The sequence below is a fragment of the Streptomyces sp. NPDC002499 genome, from assembly GCF_053595415.1.
This window is the reverse complement of the sequence record NZ_JBSFXO010000002.1, coordinates 1-17,524: the sequence shown is the minus strand read 5'-3', so window position 1 is coordinate 17,524 and position 17,524 is coordinate 1. Positions and strand designations below refer to the sequence as shown.

At 69.5% G+C, this 17,524-nt stretch carries 17 protein-coding genes; 12 read left to right on the top strand and 5 right to left on the bottom strand.

Annotated features, from left to right (window positions below; translation table 11 throughout):
* Positions 1-13 precede the first annotated feature (13 nt).
* The 5 genes from ACWD5F_RS04725 (at position 14) to ACWD5F_RS04705 (ending at position 3,891) form a co-directional block, all read left to right on the top strand.
* Complete coding sequence (locus ACWD5F_RS04725; RefSeq protein WP_451252258.1) at positions 14-328, top strand: 2Fe-2S iron-sulfur cluster-binding protein; 315 nt, start codon at positions 14-16, stop codon at positions 326-328.
* 75 nt (positions 329-403) lie between these two features.
* Positions 404-1,690, top strand: a complete 1,287-nt coding sequence (locus ACWD5F_RS04720; protein ID WP_451251088.1) for an aromatic ring-hydroxylating dioxygenase subunit alpha — start codon at positions 404-406, stop codon at positions 1,688-1,690.
* A 1-nt stretch (position 1,691) separates the two neighbouring features.
* Entirely contained in the window at positions 1,692-2,171 is a 480-nt protein-coding gene (locus ACWD5F_RS04715) for a 3-methyl-2-oxobutanoate hydroxymethyltransferase (RefSeq protein ID WP_451251086.1), read from the top strand.
* Positions 2,172-2,183: 12 nt separating this feature from the next.
* Entirely contained in the window at positions 2,184-3,017 is an 834-nt protein-coding gene (locus tag ACWD5F_RS04710; RefSeq protein WP_451251084.1) for a 3-methyl-2-oxobutanoate hydroxymethyltransferase, read from the top strand.
* Between the two features lie 19 nt (positions 3,018-3,036).
* Positions 3,037-3,891 (top strand): alpha/beta fold hydrolase, encoded by an 855-nt coding sequence (locus ACWD5F_RS04705; protein ID WP_451251082.1) that lies wholly within the window; start codon positions 3,037-3,039, stop codon positions 3,889-3,891.
* A gap of 99 nt (positions 3,892-3,990) precedes the next feature.
* Here ACWD5F_RS04705 and ACWD5F_RS04700 read toward each other — a convergent pair whose 3' ends face one another.
* Together ACWD5F_RS04700 and ACWD5F_RS04695 are read right to left on the bottom strand one after the other, a co-directional pair.
* Positions 3,991-4,443 carry an RpiB/LacA/LacB family sugar-phosphate isomerase gene (locus tag ACWD5F_RS04700; RefSeq protein ID WP_451251080.1) on the bottom strand — a complete coding sequence of 151 codons (453 nt, stop codon included), beginning with the start codon at positions 4,441-4,443 and terminating at the stop codon, positions 3,991-3,993.
* A 66-nt stretch (positions 4,444-4,509) separates the two neighbouring features.
* On the bottom strand, positions 4,510-5,451 hold the full coding sequence (locus tag ACWD5F_RS04695; protein WP_451251078.1) for an ABC transporter substrate-binding protein: 942 nt from the start codon (positions 5,449-5,451) through the stop codon (positions 4,510-4,512).
* 70 nt (positions 5,452-5,521) lie between these two features.
* Here ACWD5F_RS04695 and ACWD5F_RS04690 point away from each other — a divergent pair, with 70 nt between their 5' ends.
* The 4 genes from ACWD5F_RS04690 to ACWD5F_RS04675 are packed head-to-tail and all read left to right on the top strand — an operon-like array spanning position 5,522 to position 9,343.
* Positions 5,522-6,637: a zinc-dependent alcohol dehydrogenase gene (locus ACWD5F_RS04690; protein ID WP_451251076.1), complete on the top strand. Its 1,116-nt coding sequence runs from the start codon at positions 5,522-5,524 to the stop codon at positions 6,635-6,637.
* Positions 6,634-7,329: a 4-carboxy-4-hydroxy-2-oxoadipate aldolase/oxaloacetate decarboxylase gene (locus tag ACWD5F_RS04685; RefSeq protein WP_451251074.1), complete on the top strand. Its 696-nt coding sequence runs from the start codon at positions 6,634-6,636 to the stop codon at positions 7,327-7,329. The genes ACWD5F_RS04690 and ACWD5F_RS04685 overlap by 4 nt, the downstream gene beginning before the upstream one ends.
* Positions 7,319-8,341 carry an amidohydrolase family protein gene (locus tag ACWD5F_RS04680; protein WP_451251072.1) on the top strand — a complete coding sequence of 341 codons (1,023 nt, stop codon included), beginning with the start codon at positions 7,319-7,321 and terminating at the stop codon, positions 8,339-8,341. Before ACWD5F_RS04685 ends, ACWD5F_RS04680 begins: the two co-directional genes overlap by 11 nt.
* Positions 8,342-8,350: 9 nt before the next feature.
* Positions 8,351-9,343, top strand: a complete 993-nt coding sequence (locus tag ACWD5F_RS04675) for an ABC transporter substrate-binding protein (RefSeq protein WP_451251070.1) — start codon at positions 8,351-8,353, stop codon at positions 9,341-9,343.
* Positions 9,344-9,385: 42 nt separating this feature from the next.
* Here the strand turns inward: ACWD5F_RS04675 and ACWD5F_RS04670 are convergent, their stop codons facing one another.
* Positions 9,386-10,654 carry an NAD(P)/FAD-dependent oxidoreductase gene (locus tag ACWD5F_RS04670; protein WP_451251068.1) on the bottom strand — a complete coding sequence of 423 codons (1,269 nt, stop codon included), beginning with the start codon at positions 10,652-10,654 and terminating at the stop codon, positions 9,386-9,388.
* A gap of 559 nt (positions 10,655-11,213) precedes the next feature.
* On the opposite strand from ACWD5F_RS04670, the gene ACWD5F_RS04665 reads away from it, so the two are divergent.
* The 3 genes from ACWD5F_RS04665 to ACWD5F_RS04655 all read left to right on the top strand — a co-directional run bounded on the left by ACWD5F_RS04665 (position 11,214) and on the right by ACWD5F_RS04655 (position 14,921).
* On the top strand, positions 11,214-13,346 hold the full coding sequence (locus tag ACWD5F_RS04665) for a glycoside hydrolase family 2 TIM barrel-domain containing protein (RefSeq protein ID WP_451251066.1): 2,133 nt from the start codon (positions 11,214-11,216) through the stop codon (positions 13,344-13,346).
* Positions 13,347-13,643: 297 nt separating this feature from the next.
* On the top strand, positions 13,644-14,165 hold the full coding sequence (locus ACWD5F_RS04660; protein WP_451251064.1) for a mycothiol transferase: 522 nt from the start codon (positions 13,644-13,646) through the stop codon (positions 14,163-14,165).
* A gap of 414 nt (positions 14,166-14,579) precedes the next feature.
* Entirely contained in the window at positions 14,580-14,921 is a 342-nt protein-coding gene (locus tag ACWD5F_RS04655) for a DUF6234 family protein (RefSeq protein WP_451251062.1), read from the top strand.
* A gap of 41 nt (positions 14,922-14,962) precedes the next feature.
* Here ACWD5F_RS04655 and ACWD5F_RS04650 read toward each other — a convergent pair whose 3' ends face one another.
* Together ACWD5F_RS04650 and ACWD5F_RS04645 are read right to left on the bottom strand one after the other, a co-directional pair.
* Positions 14,963-16,336: an MATE family efflux transporter gene (locus ACWD5F_RS04650; RefSeq protein WP_451251060.1), complete on the bottom strand. Its 1,374-nt coding sequence runs from the start codon at positions 16,334-16,336 to the stop codon at positions 14,963-14,965.
* A 153-nt stretch (positions 16,337-16,489) separates the two neighbouring features.
* Complete coding sequence (locus ACWD5F_RS04645) at positions 16,490-17,134, bottom strand: class I SAM-dependent methyltransferase (RefSeq protein ID WP_451251058.1); 645 nt, start codon at positions 17,132-17,134, stop codon at positions 16,490-16,492.
* Positions 17,135-17,524: the final 390 nt, after the last annotated feature.

Sequence of the window (17,524 nt, the reverse complement as noted above, 5' to 3'; positions counted from 1 at the left end):
GACCTTGCCCAAGGTGATCTTCGTCGGCAGTGACGGTCCCGAGTACACCGTCGATGCGACGGTCGGGGAGTCGGTCATGGCGGCCGCGGTGAAGAACGGTGTGCCGGGGATCGTCGCCGAGTGCGGCGGCAACCAGTCCTGCGCCACCTGCCACGTCTGGGTGCGCGAGGAGTTCGCCCCACTGGTCGGCGCGCCCGGCGAGATGGAGGACGACCTGCTCGACCTCGCCGTCGCCGAGCGCCGCGACACCAGCCGGCTCTCCTGCCAGATCCGCGTCACCCAGGAACTCGCGGGCCTGACCGTCGAGATCCCGCCGGACCAGCCCTGACCGGGCCCCGAACGAACCGCTCAGCGCCGACGCCTACGGCCCCGTGACGGGTCAGTACCTGAAAGGGAAACGGCTGTGCTTCGAAAAGACATCAACGAACTGCTCACCCAGACCGGCCCGGGAACACCCATGGGCGAACTGTTCCGCCAGTACTGGATCCCCGCGCTGCTGGCCGAGGAACTGCCGGACGACGACTGCCCGCCGGTACGGGTCAAGCTCCTGTCGGAACGCATGGTCGCCTTCCGCGACAGCGAGGGACGCTACGGCCTGGTCGACGAGTTCTGCGCACACCGCGGCGCCTCCCTCTGGTTCGGCCGCAACGAGGGCTCGGGACTGCGCTGCCCCTACCACGGCTGGAAGTACGACGTCACCGGCCAGTGCGTCGAGGTGCCTTCGGAGGCCGACAACAGCAGCTTCTGCCAGAACGTGCAGCTCACCTCGTACCCGCTGGTGAGGATCGGCGACGTGCTGTGGACCTACATGGGCGACAAGGCCACCCAGCCTCCGCAGCCCGAGTACGAATGGGTGCACGTCGCGCCGGAGCGGACCTACACCTCCAAGCGCTGGCAGCAGTGCAACTGGCTCCAGGCCTTCGAGGGCGGCATCGACTCCAGCCACGTCACCTTCCTGCACTCCGGCGGCCTGAAGACCGATCCACTGTTCCGGGGCGCCAAGGGCAACGAGTACAACATGAACGACACCAAGCCCTTCTTCGAGGTCGCCGACAGCGAAGGCGGGCTCTTCGTGGGCGCCCGGCGCAACGCCGAGGAGGGCAAGTACTACTGGCGCATCACCCCCTGGGTGATGCCCGCCTTCACGATGGTCCCGCCGCGCGGCGACCACCCCGTGCACGGCCACTTCTGGGTGCCGATCGACGACGAGAACTGCTGGACGTACTCCTTCGACTACCACCCCGTGCGCGACCTCACCGACACGGAGCGGCAGGCCATGATCGACGGCCACGGCGTGCACAGCAGGAACATCCCGGGCACCTACCGTCCGGCCGCCAACATGGACAACGACTACCTCATCGACCGCGCGGCGCAGAAGCGCGGCGACACCTACTCCGGCGTCGCCGGCATCGCCATGCAGGACGCCTCGCTGCAGGAGAGCATGGGCCCGATCGTCGACCGCACCAAGGAGCGCCTCGTACCCGCTGACAGCGGGATCATCAAGGCCCGCCAGAAGCTGCGCAAGGCCGCGATCGCCCTCCGCGACCAGGGCACGACCCCGCCCGGCGTGGACCCCGAGCACCACCGGGTGCGCTCCGCGGCCGTCGTGCTGCCGCAGGCCGAGTCCTTCCTCGACTCCTGCCGCGACGCGGTCAAGGCCACGCCCGGCGTCCCGCAGGCCTCGGTGTGACATGACGACGGCCACCCTGCAGTTGAGCGAGAGCGCCCGCGCGGCCTCGGCGAGCGAGTCCCGGTACCGGATCGACGCGCCGATCGTGCCCGCCCGCGCCGCACGCGTCGTCTCCCTGGACGCACGGGCGGCGGCCGTCGGCCGTCACCTGGCCGCACGGCCCTGGGCGCACGCCCGCTTCTACACCCTCGACGCCGGCGAGCTGCTGCACGAACTCGACGGCCCCGTCGCCCCGTTGGAGGAGGTGCTCACCGGCACGGACGTGGTCGTCGTCCTCGCCACCGAGGACGGCGGCCGGGCGGCCGCGGCCGCGATCGGCCGGATCTGCGGCCGGCGGGGCATCACCACCGCCGGCGTGGTCCTGGGCGACGGCTTCGAGGCGGACGACGCGGTCGCCGCACTGCGGCCGTACGCCCGGGTCCTGCTGCTGTCCGCCGATGAGGGCGACGTCGTCGAACTGCTCACGGCACTCAGGGTCTAGGAGGCCTCGCACATGCCCGACAAGGTCACGCTGCGCGCGCTGCGGCGGATGAAGGACGACGGCCGCAAGATCGTCGGCGTCGTCGCCTGGGACTACCAGATCGCCCGCATCGTCGACCGGGCCGGGGTCGACCTGGTCTCCGTCGGCGACACCGTGGGCGTCAACCTCTGGGGGCACGCTAACCCGTTCGAGGTGACGATGGACGAGATGGTCGTCGTCGCCCGGGCGGTGCGGCGGGGCGTGGACCGGGCCCTGGTCAGCGTCGACTTCCCGTTCGGCCCGCTGCAGGAGGGCACCGGAAGCGCCGTCCGCGCGGCGGTGCGGTTCGTCAAGGAGACCGGGGTCGACCTGGTCAAACTGGACGGCGCCGCCGACTTCCCCGAGGCCGTCGAGGCGATCACCCGGGCCGGCGTCCCCGTCTTCGCGCAGTTCGGCATCACCCCGCAGACCGCGCTGCGCTACGGCGTCGAGTACAGCGCGATCCCCTCCGCCGCCGACCAGGTGCCGGTGGCGATGAAGGACGCCATGATCGCCGAGGCCAAACGGCTCGAAGAGGCCGGCGCCGCCTTGCTGAACTTCACCAACTCCGGTCCCGTGGTGGGCGCGGCCGTCGCCGGGGCCGTCTCGGTCCCGGTCGTCGGCGGCTTCGGCGGCGGGCCCTGGCTGGACGGGCGGATGCGGATGGCGCACGCCGCCATCGGATACGCCGCCTCGGCTCTCGACGATCCGCCGACGACGTACGCCAACGTCGCGCGGATCACGCTCGACGCGATCACCGCCTACGCGGCGGACGTGCGAGCCGCACGCCAGGTCGCCGGCGGTGTGCCCGTCCCGCCGACGACCTGATCACGAAAGGAGCACCACCGTGCCCACGGCCGTCATCGACGACATCACCACCCGCTACGAGGTCGCCGGCTCGGGACCGCCCCTGCTGATGTTCTCGCCCGGCGGGTTCGACTCCAGTCTGGAGGGCTGGCGGACCGTGGGCGTCTACCGGCGCCTGCGCCTGCTGGACCGGCTCACCGAGCAGTTCACCTGTGTCACCTTCGACCGGCGGGAGTCGGGCCGCTCCGGCGGTCGCCTGGAGCGGATCTCCTGGGCCGACTATGTCCGCCAGGGCGTCGGTCTGCTCGACCGTCTCGGCATCGAACGCGCCCACTTGATGGGCGGCTGCGTCGGCTGCTCCACCGCGGCGGCGCTCGCGGTGGCCCACCCCGAGCGCGTCCTGAGCATGGTCCTGTACTCACCGGCGGGCGGCGTGCGGTACCGGATGAAACAGCACGAGCGTTTCGAACGCCATCTCGCGTACGCCGATGAGAACGGCCCCGCGGGGGTCGTGGCCCTCGCCCGGAGCACCGACGAGGGTTTCACCAAGGACCCGCGGGTCGGCCCGTGGGCCCAAGTGCTGCGCACGGACGCCTGGTTCGCCGACGAGTACGCCCGCACCGACCCCGCTCGCTACCGGGCGACGGTGTCCGGCATGGTCCGCCTCCTGTTCGACCGGGACACCGTGCCGGGGCCCGAGCCCGAGGACCTGTTGACCCTCGACGTACCGGCGTTGATCGTGCCCGGCCAGGACACCTCGCACGCCCCGTCCGCGGCCCGCTACCTCCAGGAGTGCCTGCCGCGCACCGAGTACTGGGATGTACCGGTGGCCGAGCAGACCGAAGAGACCGCGCCGGCACGGGTGTTGGAGTACTTGACGCGTACGTCGGGGTGAGATTGCGCGCGGATCGGGAGGGAGCCGTCGCCCGGGTACGAGAAGGGGCGCGGCCACATGGGGGAAGCCGGCCGCGCCCCAGGTCGTTCGCGGCGCCCGTCAGGCGTGCGGTGCCGGATCCTCCAGCTCGGCGATCTGCGCGAGGCGCCGTGCGTGCACACCGCCGTTGAACGGGGTCGTCAGCCAGACCTGGACGATCTCCTCCGCCGCCTCCGGCGCGAGCACCTTCGCGGCGAGCACCAGCACGTTGGAGTCGTTGTTGCCGCGGGAGATGCGTGTGCTCCACAGGTCGTGGCAGAGCCCGGCACGGATGCCGCGGATCTTGTTGCAGGCGATGGTCTCGCCGAGCCCGCTGCCGCCGAGAACGATGCCGCGGTCGGCCGTCCCGTCGGTCACCCACCGGCAGACGTCCACGCACAGCGGCGGATAGTCGACCGTCTCCTCGCTGTGGCTGCCGCGGTCGTCGACGAGGTGGCCCCGGGCGGTGAGCCAGGCGGCGAGCCGGGTCTTGAGGGCGAAACCGTTGTGATCGGCGGCGATGGCGATGCGCATGCGGGTCCCTTCGGCGGGGGGTCGGGCACGGAGGCGGGTGGGGTGCGGTCCGGCGGCAGCGCTCCGTCAGGCGGTGAGCGTCCGAGTCGTCTCGGCGAACAACTCCTCCAAGGGCAGGGCCCGTTGAAGGATCCGCTGGTCGACCGCATGCCGCATGAGCTGCTCCAGAACGTGCCGGTTGGTCTCGATCCCGTACGGCAGCGGATCCGCCCCCGACTCCTCCATGACGCGCCGGTACATGCGGTCGGTGGGGGAGTCGCCGGCGCCGGTCCGCAGCCCGTCCACGTACTTTTGTTTGGCACGGGCGAACGCGTCGAAGACGTCGGCCGCCAACTCCGGCCGCTCGGCCAGGAGTTCGTCACGGACGACGACGAGATGGTTGATCGGGTAGAGCCCGCGCTCACGCAGCGCCGTGAAGCCCGCTTCCTCGGCGTCGGGGATCAGTGTGGTCAAGTCCGGCGACTTGGGCGGTGGTCCGATGATCGCCGCCAGGTCGCCCGCGAGGAGCGATTCCTCCAGTGAGCGCCCCGGTTCCAGCGACTCGACGTTCGCGGGCGCCCGGTACTGGGCCACGTGCTCGTCGCCCGACAGCACCCACGTCACCTTGTCGAGGTCGACGCCGTACTCCTCGCTCAGGACCGCCCGCGCCCACACACCCGTGGTGACGGTGTAGCCCCGGCTGACCCCGACCTTGCGCCCTTCGAGGTCCCAGGGTTCGCGGACCTCGGACGACGGGTCGTGGAAGACCGCGCCGTGGTGGAAGCCGCGTACCAGGAACGTCGGTACGGCCGTGAAGCGGGCCCCGTGCACCTTCGCCACGAGATAGGTGGTGAGCGCCATCTCGCTGACGTCGAACTCGTTCCCGCGCACCATCCGCCGGAACGCCTGTACCAGGACCGGGACTTCCTCGAACTCGAACGCGAAGCCGTGGGGCGTCACCGACCCGGTCTTGAGCGCCTCGTTGTTGCCCTGGGTGCGGGTCACTGTCCTGAGCTGAGGTATCGCCATGCGTCGAAAGGTAGCATGGTTAGTCCATTCGTCCATAGACTGTGCATCCCGAACGTGAGGAGACGACGTCATGGCGGAACAGGTGCTGGCGGCTGTGCGAACGGCGCCCGGCCGGACCGAGCTGCGGGAGTTCCCGATGCCGGACATACCCGACGACGGAGCCCTGCTGAAGGTGGAGGTCGCCGGGATCTGCGGCACCGACGTGAAGATGTACGGCAAACCGCCCTTCACCGACCCGGTGATCATGGGACACGAGAACGTCGGCGTCATCGCGAGAGCGGGACACGCCTTCACCGAGCGCAAGGGCCTCGCCGAGGGCGACCGCGTCTTCGTCGAGCACTACGTCGGCTGCTTCCGCTGCGAGTGGTGCCACGCCGGCGAATACCGCCACTGCGAGGCGACCGACTGGCGGACCAACCCGGACGCCCGCCGCTACGGCTACACCTCCGCCGACAACCCGTACCACCTGTGGGGCGGCTTCGCGCAGTACCTCTACCTGCCCTGGAACTCCGTCACCCATCGCGTCCCGGACGGCGTCTCGGCCGAACTCGCCGGACTGGTCACGCCGTTGTCGAACGGCATCGAGTGGGCCCTGGTCACCGCCGGCGTCGGCTATGCCTCCACGGTCCTGATCCAGGGCCCCGGACAACAGGGGCTGTCGCAGGTCGTGGCCTGCAAACAGGCGGGCGCCTCCCTGATCATCGTCACCGGCACCACCAAGGACGCGCCGCGGCTGTCCCTCGCCCGGGAACTCGGCGCCGACCACGTCATCGACGTGACCCAGGAGGACCCGCTCGCCCGCATCCTGGAGCTGACCGGCGGACGGGGCGTGGACGTCGTTCTCGACTGCACGGCCGGCGCCGGCACCGCGCCCGTCCTGCTCGGCATCGACGCGCTCAAGCGACGAGAGGGCACCATGGTCGTCCAGGGCGAACTGGCCGCCTTCCCCGACTTCCCCCTGAAGAAGCTCACGGAGAAGTCCATCGCTCTCAAAAGCGCCCGCGGCCACAGCTACCGCGCCTGCGAACTCGCCCTGGAGCAGCTCGTGTCGGGCCGCTTCCCGCTGGAGAAGCTGAGCACCCACAGCTTCCCGCTCGCCGAGGCCGACCGTGCCATCCGCACCGTCGGCGGCGAGAGCGGCGAGGACGCCGTGCACGTCTCCCTGCTGCCCTGGGCGGCGGCATGAGTGTCGTCGTCCGCAATCCTCTCCGCGCCGACCTGGCGACCGTCGACGCCCTCGCCGAGTTCGGCGTGGCCACCGTCCACGAGGCCCAGTCACGCACCGGGCTGCTCGATCCGGCCCTGCGTCCGGTCTGGAGCGGCGCGCGCGTCGCCGGCACCGCCGTGACCGTCAGTGTGCCGCCCGGCGACAACTGGATGCTCCATGTCGCGGTGGAGCAGTGCCGTGCGGGAGACGTCCTCGTCGTCGCACCCACCTCCGCCTCCGCGGCCGGCTACTTCGGCGATCTGCTCGCCACCTCATTCGCCGCACGCGGCGTCCGCGGACTGGTCATCGACGCCGGCTGCCGCGACATCGCCGAACTGCGGCGGATGGGCTTCCCGGTGTGGGCCCGGCACATCAGCGCCTACGGCACCGTCAAGGAGACCCTCGGCGACGTGAATATCCCGATCGTCTGCGCCGGACAGCGGATCGCGGCGGGCGACGTGATCGTGGCCGACGACGACGGCGTGGTGGTCGTTCCCCGCAGCGAGGCGCCCACCGTTCTCGCGGCCTCTCGGGCCCGCGAGGAGCGCGAGGCGGCGGTGCGCAAGCGCTACGCGAGCGGCGAACTGGGCCTCGACATCAACGCCATGCGGGAACGGCTGGCCCGCAAGGGCCTGACCTACCTCGACCGGGAGCCGACCGATGATCATTGACATCCACGGCCACTACACGACGGCCCCGCCCCCGCACCAGGCCTTCCGCGACGCCCAGTTGGCCAGGCTGACCGACCCCTCGCTGCCCGCCGCACGGCCGGCCGCCATCAGCGACGAGGCGATCCGGGAGAGCGTCGAGCACAACCAGCTCAAGGTGTTGCGGGAGCGCGGCGCCGACCTCATGCTCTTCTCGCCGAAGGCCTCCGGCATGGAGCACCATGTGCCGGACCCGGCGACGGCCCGCGACTGGGCACGGGCCGGCAACGACCTCGTCCACCGGGTCGCGAGCCTCTTTCCCCGACACTTCGCTCCGGTCTGCCAGTTGCCCCAGACCGCGAACGGCCCGCTCGACGAAACGATCGCCGAACTGCGTCGCTGCGTGGAGCAACTCGGTTTCGTCGGCTGCAACCTCAACCCGGACCCCTCCGGCGGCCACTGGACCTCGCCACCACTGACGGACCCGTACTGGTTCCCGCTGTACGAGACGATGGTGGAGCTGGACGTGCCCGCCATGATTCACGTCTCGACGTCCTGCAACCCCAACTTCCATACGCTCGGTGCCCATTACCTCAACGCGGACACCTCCGCGTTCATGCAGTTCGTCGAGGGAGACCTGTTCGCCCGCTTCCCCGCGCTGCGGTTCGTGATCCCGCACGGCGGGGGAGCGGTGCCCTACCACTGGGGCCGCTACCGCGGGCTGGCCGTCCGCATGGGCCGCCCCGACCCGGCCCAACACCTCATGGACAACGTCTGGTTCGACACCTGCGTCTACCACCAGCCGGGCATCGACCTGCTGCACCGCGTGGTCGGCGCCGACAGCATCCTGTTCGCCTCGGAGATGCTGGGAGCCGTGCGCGGGGTCGACCCGGAGACCGGCATCGCCTGGGACGACACCAAGAAGTACGTCGACCGGGCCGGTCTCACCGACGAACAGCGGCACAAGGTCTTCGAGGCCAACGCCAGGCGCGTGTACCCGCGCCTGGACGCACGACTCACGGCGGAAGGCAGGTAGTTGCAACCCATGGCCCGACTCCCCCTCACCTTCGCCTGCGGCGACTACGACCGCACGCGTGCCCTCGACGAGGGCACGGTCCGCCCCGACGGCATCGACCTGACGTATCTGCGGCTGCCCGTCGAGGAGACCTTCTTCCGGATGATGCGCCACCAGGAGTTCGAGGTGGCGGAGATGTCCCTGTCCTCGTACGTCCTGTCCCTGCGCGCCGACCCGTCACCCTTCGTGGCCCTGCCGGTCTACACCTCCCGGATGTTCCGCCACGGCGCCCTGTACTGCCACGCCGACTCCGGCATCACCACGCCCGAGGACCTGCGGGGCAAGCGGATCGGCACGCCCGAGTACCAGCTGACCGCGTGCGTGTGGATGCGCGGCATCCTCGGCGACCGGCACGAGGTGCCCTTCGACTCGGTCAGCTGGTTCACCGGCGGCCAGGAGACGCCGGGACGCGTCGAGAAGGCCGGTGTCGACCTGCCGGACTCGCTGCGCATCAGCCGCATCGCCGAGGACCGCACCCTGGCGCGCATGCTCGCCGAGGGCGAGATCGACGCGCTGTGCACCCCGCGCGTGCCGAGCCCGTTCGTCGCCGGGGATCCGCGCGTGCGGCGGGTCTTCCCGGATGTCGTCGCAGCCGAGAAGGACTACTTCGCGGCGACGGGGATCTTCCCGGTCATGCATGTGGTGGTGATCCGCCGGGACGTCTACGACCGCCACCGCTGGGTCGCCCAATCCCTGTACAAGGCGCTGCTGGCCGCCAAGGACGCCGCCTACAACACCGTGTACGACACCTCGGCCCTGCGGTTCATGCTGCCGTGGCTGATTCCCCAACTGGAGGAGGCACGGGAGCTGATGGGCCGGGACTACTGGTCCTACGGGGTCGAGGGCAACCGGAAGACCCTGTCGACGTTCCTGCGCTACCACCACGAACAGGGCCTGTCCGCGCGGCTCTGGGAGCCCGAGGAGTTGTTCGCCCCCGAGTCCTTGGAGGCGGCCGTCATCTGACGGCTGCACCAGCCGGCCCGGGGAAGGGGGCCGTGCCGCCCCTCAAGGGGCAACCACCGCGTCGGAGCGGGCGACCAGCAGGGACTTGAGCGGGATCCCCGGGTCGCCCGCCCGGTCCGCCGGGACGGTCGCCCGTTGCCCGAGGGCCCGACGCACGACCATGTAGTCGGCGGGGCTGTTGACGGCATCCACGGCCAGCAACTCGCCCTCGCGGTAGTACAGGACCGAGAACCGCTCCTCGGCGGGCTCGCCCCGCACGACGTACGCGTCATAACCGGTCGACAGTCCGGCGATCTGCAGCTTCAAGTCGCCCTGGAACGACCAGAACCAGGGCACCGCCCGATTCGCCGCGGGCCTGCCGAGCAGCGTGGCGGCGGCGGTCGTGGCCTGCGCCACGGCGTTCTGCACCGACTCCAGCCGGACCCGGCCCTCGCCGGTCAGCGGATGCGGCTGGACCGTGCAGTCACCGGCCGCCACGATGTAGGGGTTGCTGGTCCGCGCGCACCTGTCGACGACGATGCCCCCGTCGCACGCAAGGCCGACCTGGTCGGCGAGTTCGGTACGCGGGACGACACCGACGCCGACCAGGACGAGGTCGGCCGGCAGCGTCGAGCCGTCTGTCAGTCGCACCGCGCTCACCCGTCCGGCCACCCCGTCGAAGCCGGTGACGCCGGTCGACAGCAGGACCCGGGTGCCGCGCCGCCGGTGGGCGTGCAGATAGAAGTCCGAGACCACCGGGGCGAGCGCACGCCCCATCAGCCGCTCGGCCGCCTCCACCACGGTGACGTCCTTGCCGAGCGCGCGGGCCACAGCAGCCGCCTCCAGCCCGATGAAGCCGCCGCCGACGACCACGACACGGGCGGCGGAGGCGAGCCGGGTCCGCAGTTCGGCGGCGTCGTCCCGATCACGCAGCGAACGGACACCGTCCAGGTCGGCGCCCGGGACATCGAGTCTGCGGGGCCTGGCTCCGACGGTGAGGGCCAGCCGGTCGAAGGACAGTGCGCGCCCGGCGGCCGTCCTTGCGACCCCAGAACCCGGCCCGTCCGAGGGGTCGAGCGCGATGTGGGCCACGCGAGCGCCGCTGACGAGGTCGATGCCCGCGTCGGCGTAGTAGGAGGGGGAGCGGAAGGCAAGGGACTCGGCGTCGGCCTGCCCGGCCAGGAACTCCTTGGACAGCGGCGGTCGCTGGTAGGGCGCGTGGTTCTCCTCGCCCACGAGCGTGATCGGCGCGGTGTCTCCCAACTGCCTGAGAGAAACCGCTAGTTGAAGACCTGCCTGGCTGGCGCCGACGATGAGTGTTCCGCCCGTCATTGCGTGACCCCTCTCGACCACCGCGTTAATGTCATACCATTATACCAACAGGTCGAGGCGGCTCACAGGTCACCTCGGCGATCGCCTCGGCATGGGTGAACGAGCCGCAGCGGCCCGTCAGTTGTCGGTCGGGTCCTGGGCGGCGAGGCGTCCCGGGTCGGCGGTCCGGCGGAGGAAGTCCTCGACCAGTTCGAGTTGGGCGTCGTCGTAGTCGGCGCTCACCGGATGACGTCGTCCCGCGCCCCCGCCTGCCGATCGGGCCAGTTCCGGCGGGCGCGGACCCACTGTCGCGCTCCATCGCGGAGCGCGGCTGCCAGAGATTCGGTGTTCATCTACGTAGACACAGTTCAGTTCCGGTCTCTTCTCGCGTCAATTGGCCAATTTGTCTGTGACACCGGGTTGTTCATCAGATCCGCTTCCTCTAGCTTCCTCACAGGCGGATCACGCCGTAGCTCAAAGTTCACGTATATGACCTCGTAATAGAGGTTCGGACCACAGTGCGCGGTGCGGAGGCACGTGCTGTCCGGGCCGCAGCCCCCCACTCTCGGGAAGGCACGCCATGAACGAGTTTCTCAGCCGTCGCCAGGTGCTCGGCACCGTGGCGGGAGGCGCGCTGGCCACCTTCGCCGCCGGTGGCGCGGCCGCCGCCGCGCCGGTGGCCGCGCAGACGTACACCCCGCCCGCCCTGCGTACATGGCTGAGCCTCAACTCCGGGTGGCGCTTCCATCAGGGCGACGTGGCAGGTGCGCAGGCGCCCGCCTTCGACGACACCTCGTGGACCCCCCTCAGCGTCCCGCACACCTGGAACGGCCAGGACGGCGCGGACGGGGGCGGCAACTACTACCGGGGTGTCGGCTGGTACCGCAGGCGCGTCACTGTGCCGGCGGAGTTGTCGGGGAAGATGTTCTTCCTCCAGTTCGCGGGGGTCAACCAGGTCGCTGACGTCTGGATCGACGGCACCCTCCTCGGCCGGCACGAGGGTGGCTATTCGCGTTTCCGGTTCGGTGCCACCGCCCAGATCACGCCGGGTCGCGAGAGCGTCCTGGCGGTGAGAGTGACCAACGCGAACAACCCCGACGTCGCACCCCTCAGCGCCGACTACACGTTCGAGGGTGGCATCTACCGGAACGTCAGCCTGTACGCGGTCGACAAGCTCGCGCTGCGGATGCTCGACTACGCGGGCCCGGGCGCCTATCTGCGTCAGCGCAGTGTGACCGCCGCCTCCGCCACCGTCGACGTGAAGGCGACCGTCTTCAACAACAACAGCACCAGCCGCTCACTGGTGGTGCGCGCCGTCGTCACCGACACGACCGGCACGATCGTGGCCGACCGGAGCAGCGCGCCGCAGCCCATCGCGGCCAACTCCGGCCTGGACGTCGTGCAGACGATCACCATCACCAACCCCCGCCTGTGGAACGGCGTGGCGGACCCGTACCAGTACAGCGCCCATGTCGAGGTCCGCGACGCGACCACGGGCACGGTCACGGACGTGGTGACCGAGCCACTCGGCCTGCGCAGTTTCAGCCTCGACGCGGCCTCCGGCTTCACGCTCAACGGCCGTCACCTGAGCCTGCACGGCGTCAACCTGCACCAGGATCGCGCCGACGTCGGCTGGGCCGTGAGTGACGCGGACCACACGCAGGACTTCTCCCTCATCAAGGAACTCGGCGCCACCGCGGTTCGCATGGCGCACTACCAGCACGACCAGAAGGACTACAACCTCGCGGACGCCGCAGGCGTGGTCGTGTGGGCCGAGATCCCGCTGGTGGACGCGATCACGAACTCGGCGGCGTTCACGGCGAGCACGAAGAACCAGTTGCGCGAGTTGATCCGCCAGAACTACAACCACCCCTCGATCGTCTTCTGGGGGATCGGCAACGAGCAGCGCAGCGACAACACCGCCACGAACGCGCTGCTGGACGAACTCGCAGCGCTCGTCGCGGTCGAGGACCCGGAGCGCATCAGCGCCTACGCGAACCACCTCGGTAACGACGCCCAAGTCGCGGGACACGCGGACACCACCGCCTACAACAAGTACTTCGGCTGGTACGGAGGCTCGTACAACGACCTGGGAAGTTGGGCCGACAGCCTGCACGGGGCCGAGCCGCAACGCACCTTCGCCGTCTCGGAGTACGGGGCGGGCGCGAACACCACCCAGCACGCGCTCAACCCGTCGGCGCCCACCCCGGGCGGCTCCTTCCACCCTGAGGAGTACCAGGCGCTGTTGCACGAAGCTTCCTGGAAGCAGCTCGCCGAACGGCCCTTCGTCTGGGGGTCCTTCGTCTGGAACATGTTCGACTTCGCTTCCGACGGGCGCAACGAGGGCGGCCAACCGGGGATCAACGACAAGGGGCTGGTCACCCGCGACCGGTCGATCCGCAAGGACGCCTTCTACTGGTACAAGGCCAACTGGGCTGCCACACCCACCCTTCACATCACCAGCCGCCGCTGGACCACTCGAACCACAGCGTCGACGGAACTGAAGGTCTACTCCAACGCCACGGAGGTGACCGCCACGCTCAACGGCACCTCACTCGGCAAGCGGAGCAGCACGGACCACATCTTCAGATGGACCGGGGTACAACTGCGCCCAGGCGTCAACACCGTCACGGTGACGGCCTCCATTCAAGGCGCGACCCATACCGACACCGCCACCTGGACCCTCACCTCGAACGGACCGACTGACGACTGACCTCGCACGAGGCCGGACACCGGATCTCCAGACGCTGGGCCGCCGACTCCGGACCCAGCATTCGTGCTGCCAGGACGTCCGCTCCAGGTCCTCGTTGTCGGCGAGCGGGACTCGGGCAGTTCGACGTCGGGTGCGGGGGAGTGCGCAAGGCGGGTCTGCGCACTCTTCGCATCGTCCGCGCTGCTGCGCAGAACGGTGCGGAGGGGGTGGGGACGTGCAGTGTCCTGGATGGCGTGGTGTCCCGGACAATCAGGGAACGTCCTGCGACTTCAGCGGTGTTGGGGAATCCTGGGTGTCGTGACCGAAAATGCGTACGAAACGGCTCCCGGCAGTGAGGTCAGGACACTTCTCCGGGTTCTGGACGGGCAGCGTCGCCATGTCCTGGGCACCCTTGACGGGCTCGACGAAGAGGCTCTGCGACGGCCGGTGCTGCCATCCGGATGGCACTGCCTGGGAATGGTCCAGCACCTTGCGCTGGACGTCGAGCGGTTCTGGTTCCGCGCTGTTGTCGCCGGGGACGAAAAGACCATCCACGCACTGACGAGCGGCGACGAAGCGTGGAAGGTGGATCCGGAAGCACGGGCTGCCGCTGTCCTCGACTCATACCGGCAGGAGGCAGAGCTCGCCGACGCCGTCATCACCGCCACTGCCGCCGATGCAGCCCTGGCGTGGTGGCCTCACGACCTGTTCGGCGAGCCGCATCTGCACACCCTGCGCGACGTCCTGCTGCACGTCATCACCGAGACTGCCTGCCACGCCGGCCACCTCGACGCGGCACGGGAACTCATCGACGGCCGGCGTTGGCTGGTGCTGACCTGACACGGCGGCCCGTCTGGAAGACTCCCGCGCCGGTCTGCCTCTCCCGCTGCGCGGTTTCCTCGTCCGGCCCGGGCAGGGCGCGGGCCGCTGCGTACTGCGATGGCCCTTTCCAACCACCCGTTGCGCCGTGGGGGTTGAGGCGTCGAGGAGGCTGGTGCGAGTTCACGTCCCTGGAACCCTCGTACGAGCGAGTGCCTTCACCTTGTAGTTCGAGGGCCGGTGGAGGCATGCGGGGAACTCATTTCGGCTACGCCTCGGCCTCGTCCTGATGAACCGTGATGCAGCACACGGCGTGACGTACGAGGGTGTCGTATGCCCTTCGAGCCGAGGCCGCGCATACCGCGCCTGCCGGGGAACGATTGCCGCCCTGTAAAGCCTTCAGACTCGCGAGGCGACGGGTTCGCGGGTGGCTGCATGAGCCTGATCGCGCTGCTCATCGAAATCCCGGTCGCTTTTCTGCTGGGGCTGACGTCGGTCATCCACGGATGGGGCCGTGTGGACGAGCAAGCCGCGGCACCCGCGATGGACTGGGTTCCGGTCCTCTGGCTCGGCGGGTTCACATTGGGCGTGCTCGTGATCGCCGTTCTCTTCCTGTACTCGGCACATCCGTTCGCGGGTGCGATCCAACTCCTTGTGGCAGCCATCGCACTGTGTTTCACGATCGCTGCTTGGCACGACCAGTACGAGCGTGCTCATCCACGACCGCTACCAACGAGAGCCGGGATGCCGCCTTCGAACCACGTGCCCGACCGGTAGCACCGTCTCAACACCGGGGCCTTCAGATGGCCCGGAGGTGTTCAGTGTCTTGGCCCCGGTCGTGGTGCAGCGATGGCGTTCCCGCCCGGTGCTGTCGATGAGACGGACGTGCCGATCTGGGCGCTGAGGCGAAGGAAGGACACCAACTTCGTGATGGCCTGGAGCACATTCGCACAAGCCAGGGCGGTCCACAGGCCGGGCAACCCGGCTGTGTCGGCGATTGGCACGGACAGTGCGGCCAGGATCCCGAACCACAGCGCCGTGGACACCAGACTTGGCCCGGTGCGTTTGAGTCCGACGAGGCCGAAGCCTGCCACTGTTTGAAGAGCGTCGGTGACCACTACCGCCAGGATCAGTGGCAACAGCCGGATCACCTGGTTCTCCAGTGCCGGGGTCTTGGTAAACAGGCCCACTATCGGGTCTCGCAGCACGAACAGGACGGTTCCGAGTACGGCGACTGCGCACAGGGCCACCCCAATCCCGGCCCACACGCTGCGCCGGACGCGCACGGCGTCCCGTGCCTCGGAGTATGCGGCGATCAGCGGGACCGTGGCCTGGCCGACCGTGACCGCCGCGGTGAAGATGACGTTCACCAGCGATTCGGACACGCTGTGCACGGCAGCGCTGTCGGTGTTGATCCGGGCGGCCGCGAAGGTCAGTACTCCGAGCACCGAGAACTTGACGAGTACAGTCCCGCCGAGTGGGAGTCCCACCCGGGCCAGACGCAGTATCTGGCCCAGATCCGGCCGGCCGGGCCGTATCCGCCGTCCCGTCAGCACCGTGCGGCGGCGCAGTGCGTACTGGTTGAGGCTGGTAGTGACCAGGCTGGAGGCGAGCATGGCCAGTCCCGCACCGGTCAGCCCATAGCTCGGCAGCGGTCCTGGGCTTCCGACGAGCAGCACAGACAGTGTCACCGACACCGCAGTGCCCACCAGACCGGACCGCATCACCTGAGCGGATTGGCCCAGGGCGACCAGCACGGACGTCGCCGACTGGCCGACCGCGATCAGCAGTACGCTGCCCGCCAGCATCCACGGGAATGTACCCAGCTGGGCGAGGACGCCGGGCCGAACTCCGAACACTGTGCCGAGCAGCGGCACCGCTGCCACCGCCGCGGCACACACTCCGCCCACAGCGAACGACAGCCACAGACCGCTGCGTACCAACGGCAACAGGTTCCCGGGGTCGTTGCGGTGCGGCACGATGAACGGCATCACCCCGCGGAGCGCACCCGCCACGGTGGCAGTAGCCGGGCTGAAAACGGCCACCGTCACGGCGAACGCGGCCAGTGAGAGGGTGGCGTGGCGGCCCAGGAGCGCGGTGTCGACAAGTGAGCCCGCCGAAGCGGCGAGGGTGGTCACATAGAGCGGCGCGGCCGACTTGGCGATGGTTATGAATGCGCTGGAGTCGCTCACACGGCCGCATCCTGCCACTCAACTTCGCGCCTTTGCACACCAGTTGCCCAGACCGCCCCGAACCCACCGACGCGGCGGCAGGGAGACGTGAAGGGCCACATAGCAGTGCTCAGAAGCTGTGTGTGGACCTCGCACGACAACCGGCTGATGTGGCTAGGCCTTACGGCGTGCGAAGACGACCGCACCTGGGACGCCCTCGTCGGGGTCGATCAGCATGTGGGCGTCAATGGTGAACCCGGCATCGCGCAGCCAGGCCGCTACTTGGTCGGGCTGGCGGCGGTGAACGGGGACGTTCATCGGGTGCCCGCCGTAGCCCTGCGTCTTCAGCCTCGACTCGTCGCCGACGTGAAAGCCGATCAGCAGTGGTCCGCCGGGACGCACCACGCGCCGGAAGTGGCCGAAGACCGTGGGCACTGCTTCGTCGGGGACGTGAATCAACGACCAGAACGCGAGCAGGCCGACGACTGAAGCATCGGCGAGGTCGAGGTCGGTCATCGAGCCCACCTCGAACCGCAGGCGGGGGTGGTCGCGCCGGGCGATGTCGATCATCCCGGGGGAGAGGTCGATGCCGAAAGCGTCCACACCCAGCTCGTGGAGGTGAGCGGTGACGTGTCCGGGCCCGCAGCCCACGTCCGCCACCGGTCCGCCGCCGGCGGCGTGCACCAAGTCGGCGAACAGCGCCAGCGCCGCCCGCAGATATGGGGCCCCGGTCAGAGCCTCGCGTAGTTGGTCGGCATAGCTGACCGCGACTGTGTCGTACGAGATCCGGGTGTCCGCCAACCAGCGCTCTGCGTTCATGGCTCGACAGAGTAGTGCGGTGATCAGGATGACGAACCAGATCAACCGGGATCAACGACGAATCAGAACAGGTCAGTTGAGACGGAGGCCAGATCCTTCGAGACGGGACTTTCCGGCGGTAGCGACCGGTGTCTATGGGTTTCCTACCCCGCCGCTGGGTTGAGGGGTCGCTCCCCACCGCTACGGCCCGGCCTATGCCGAGCTGCACCTGCCTATAACCACGCCTCCCCGGTCCGGGCGGGTATGGTGCCCGCCGCTCGAACCGGCCGGCATTCCTCAGGGCCATGGTGGGCGCTACCGTGTCCGGGGGGGGGCGGCCGGGCGCGCGGGGCCCCCCCCGCACAAAACCCACTGTTCTCTAAAAACTTGCGGGGGTGGTGTGCGGGGTGG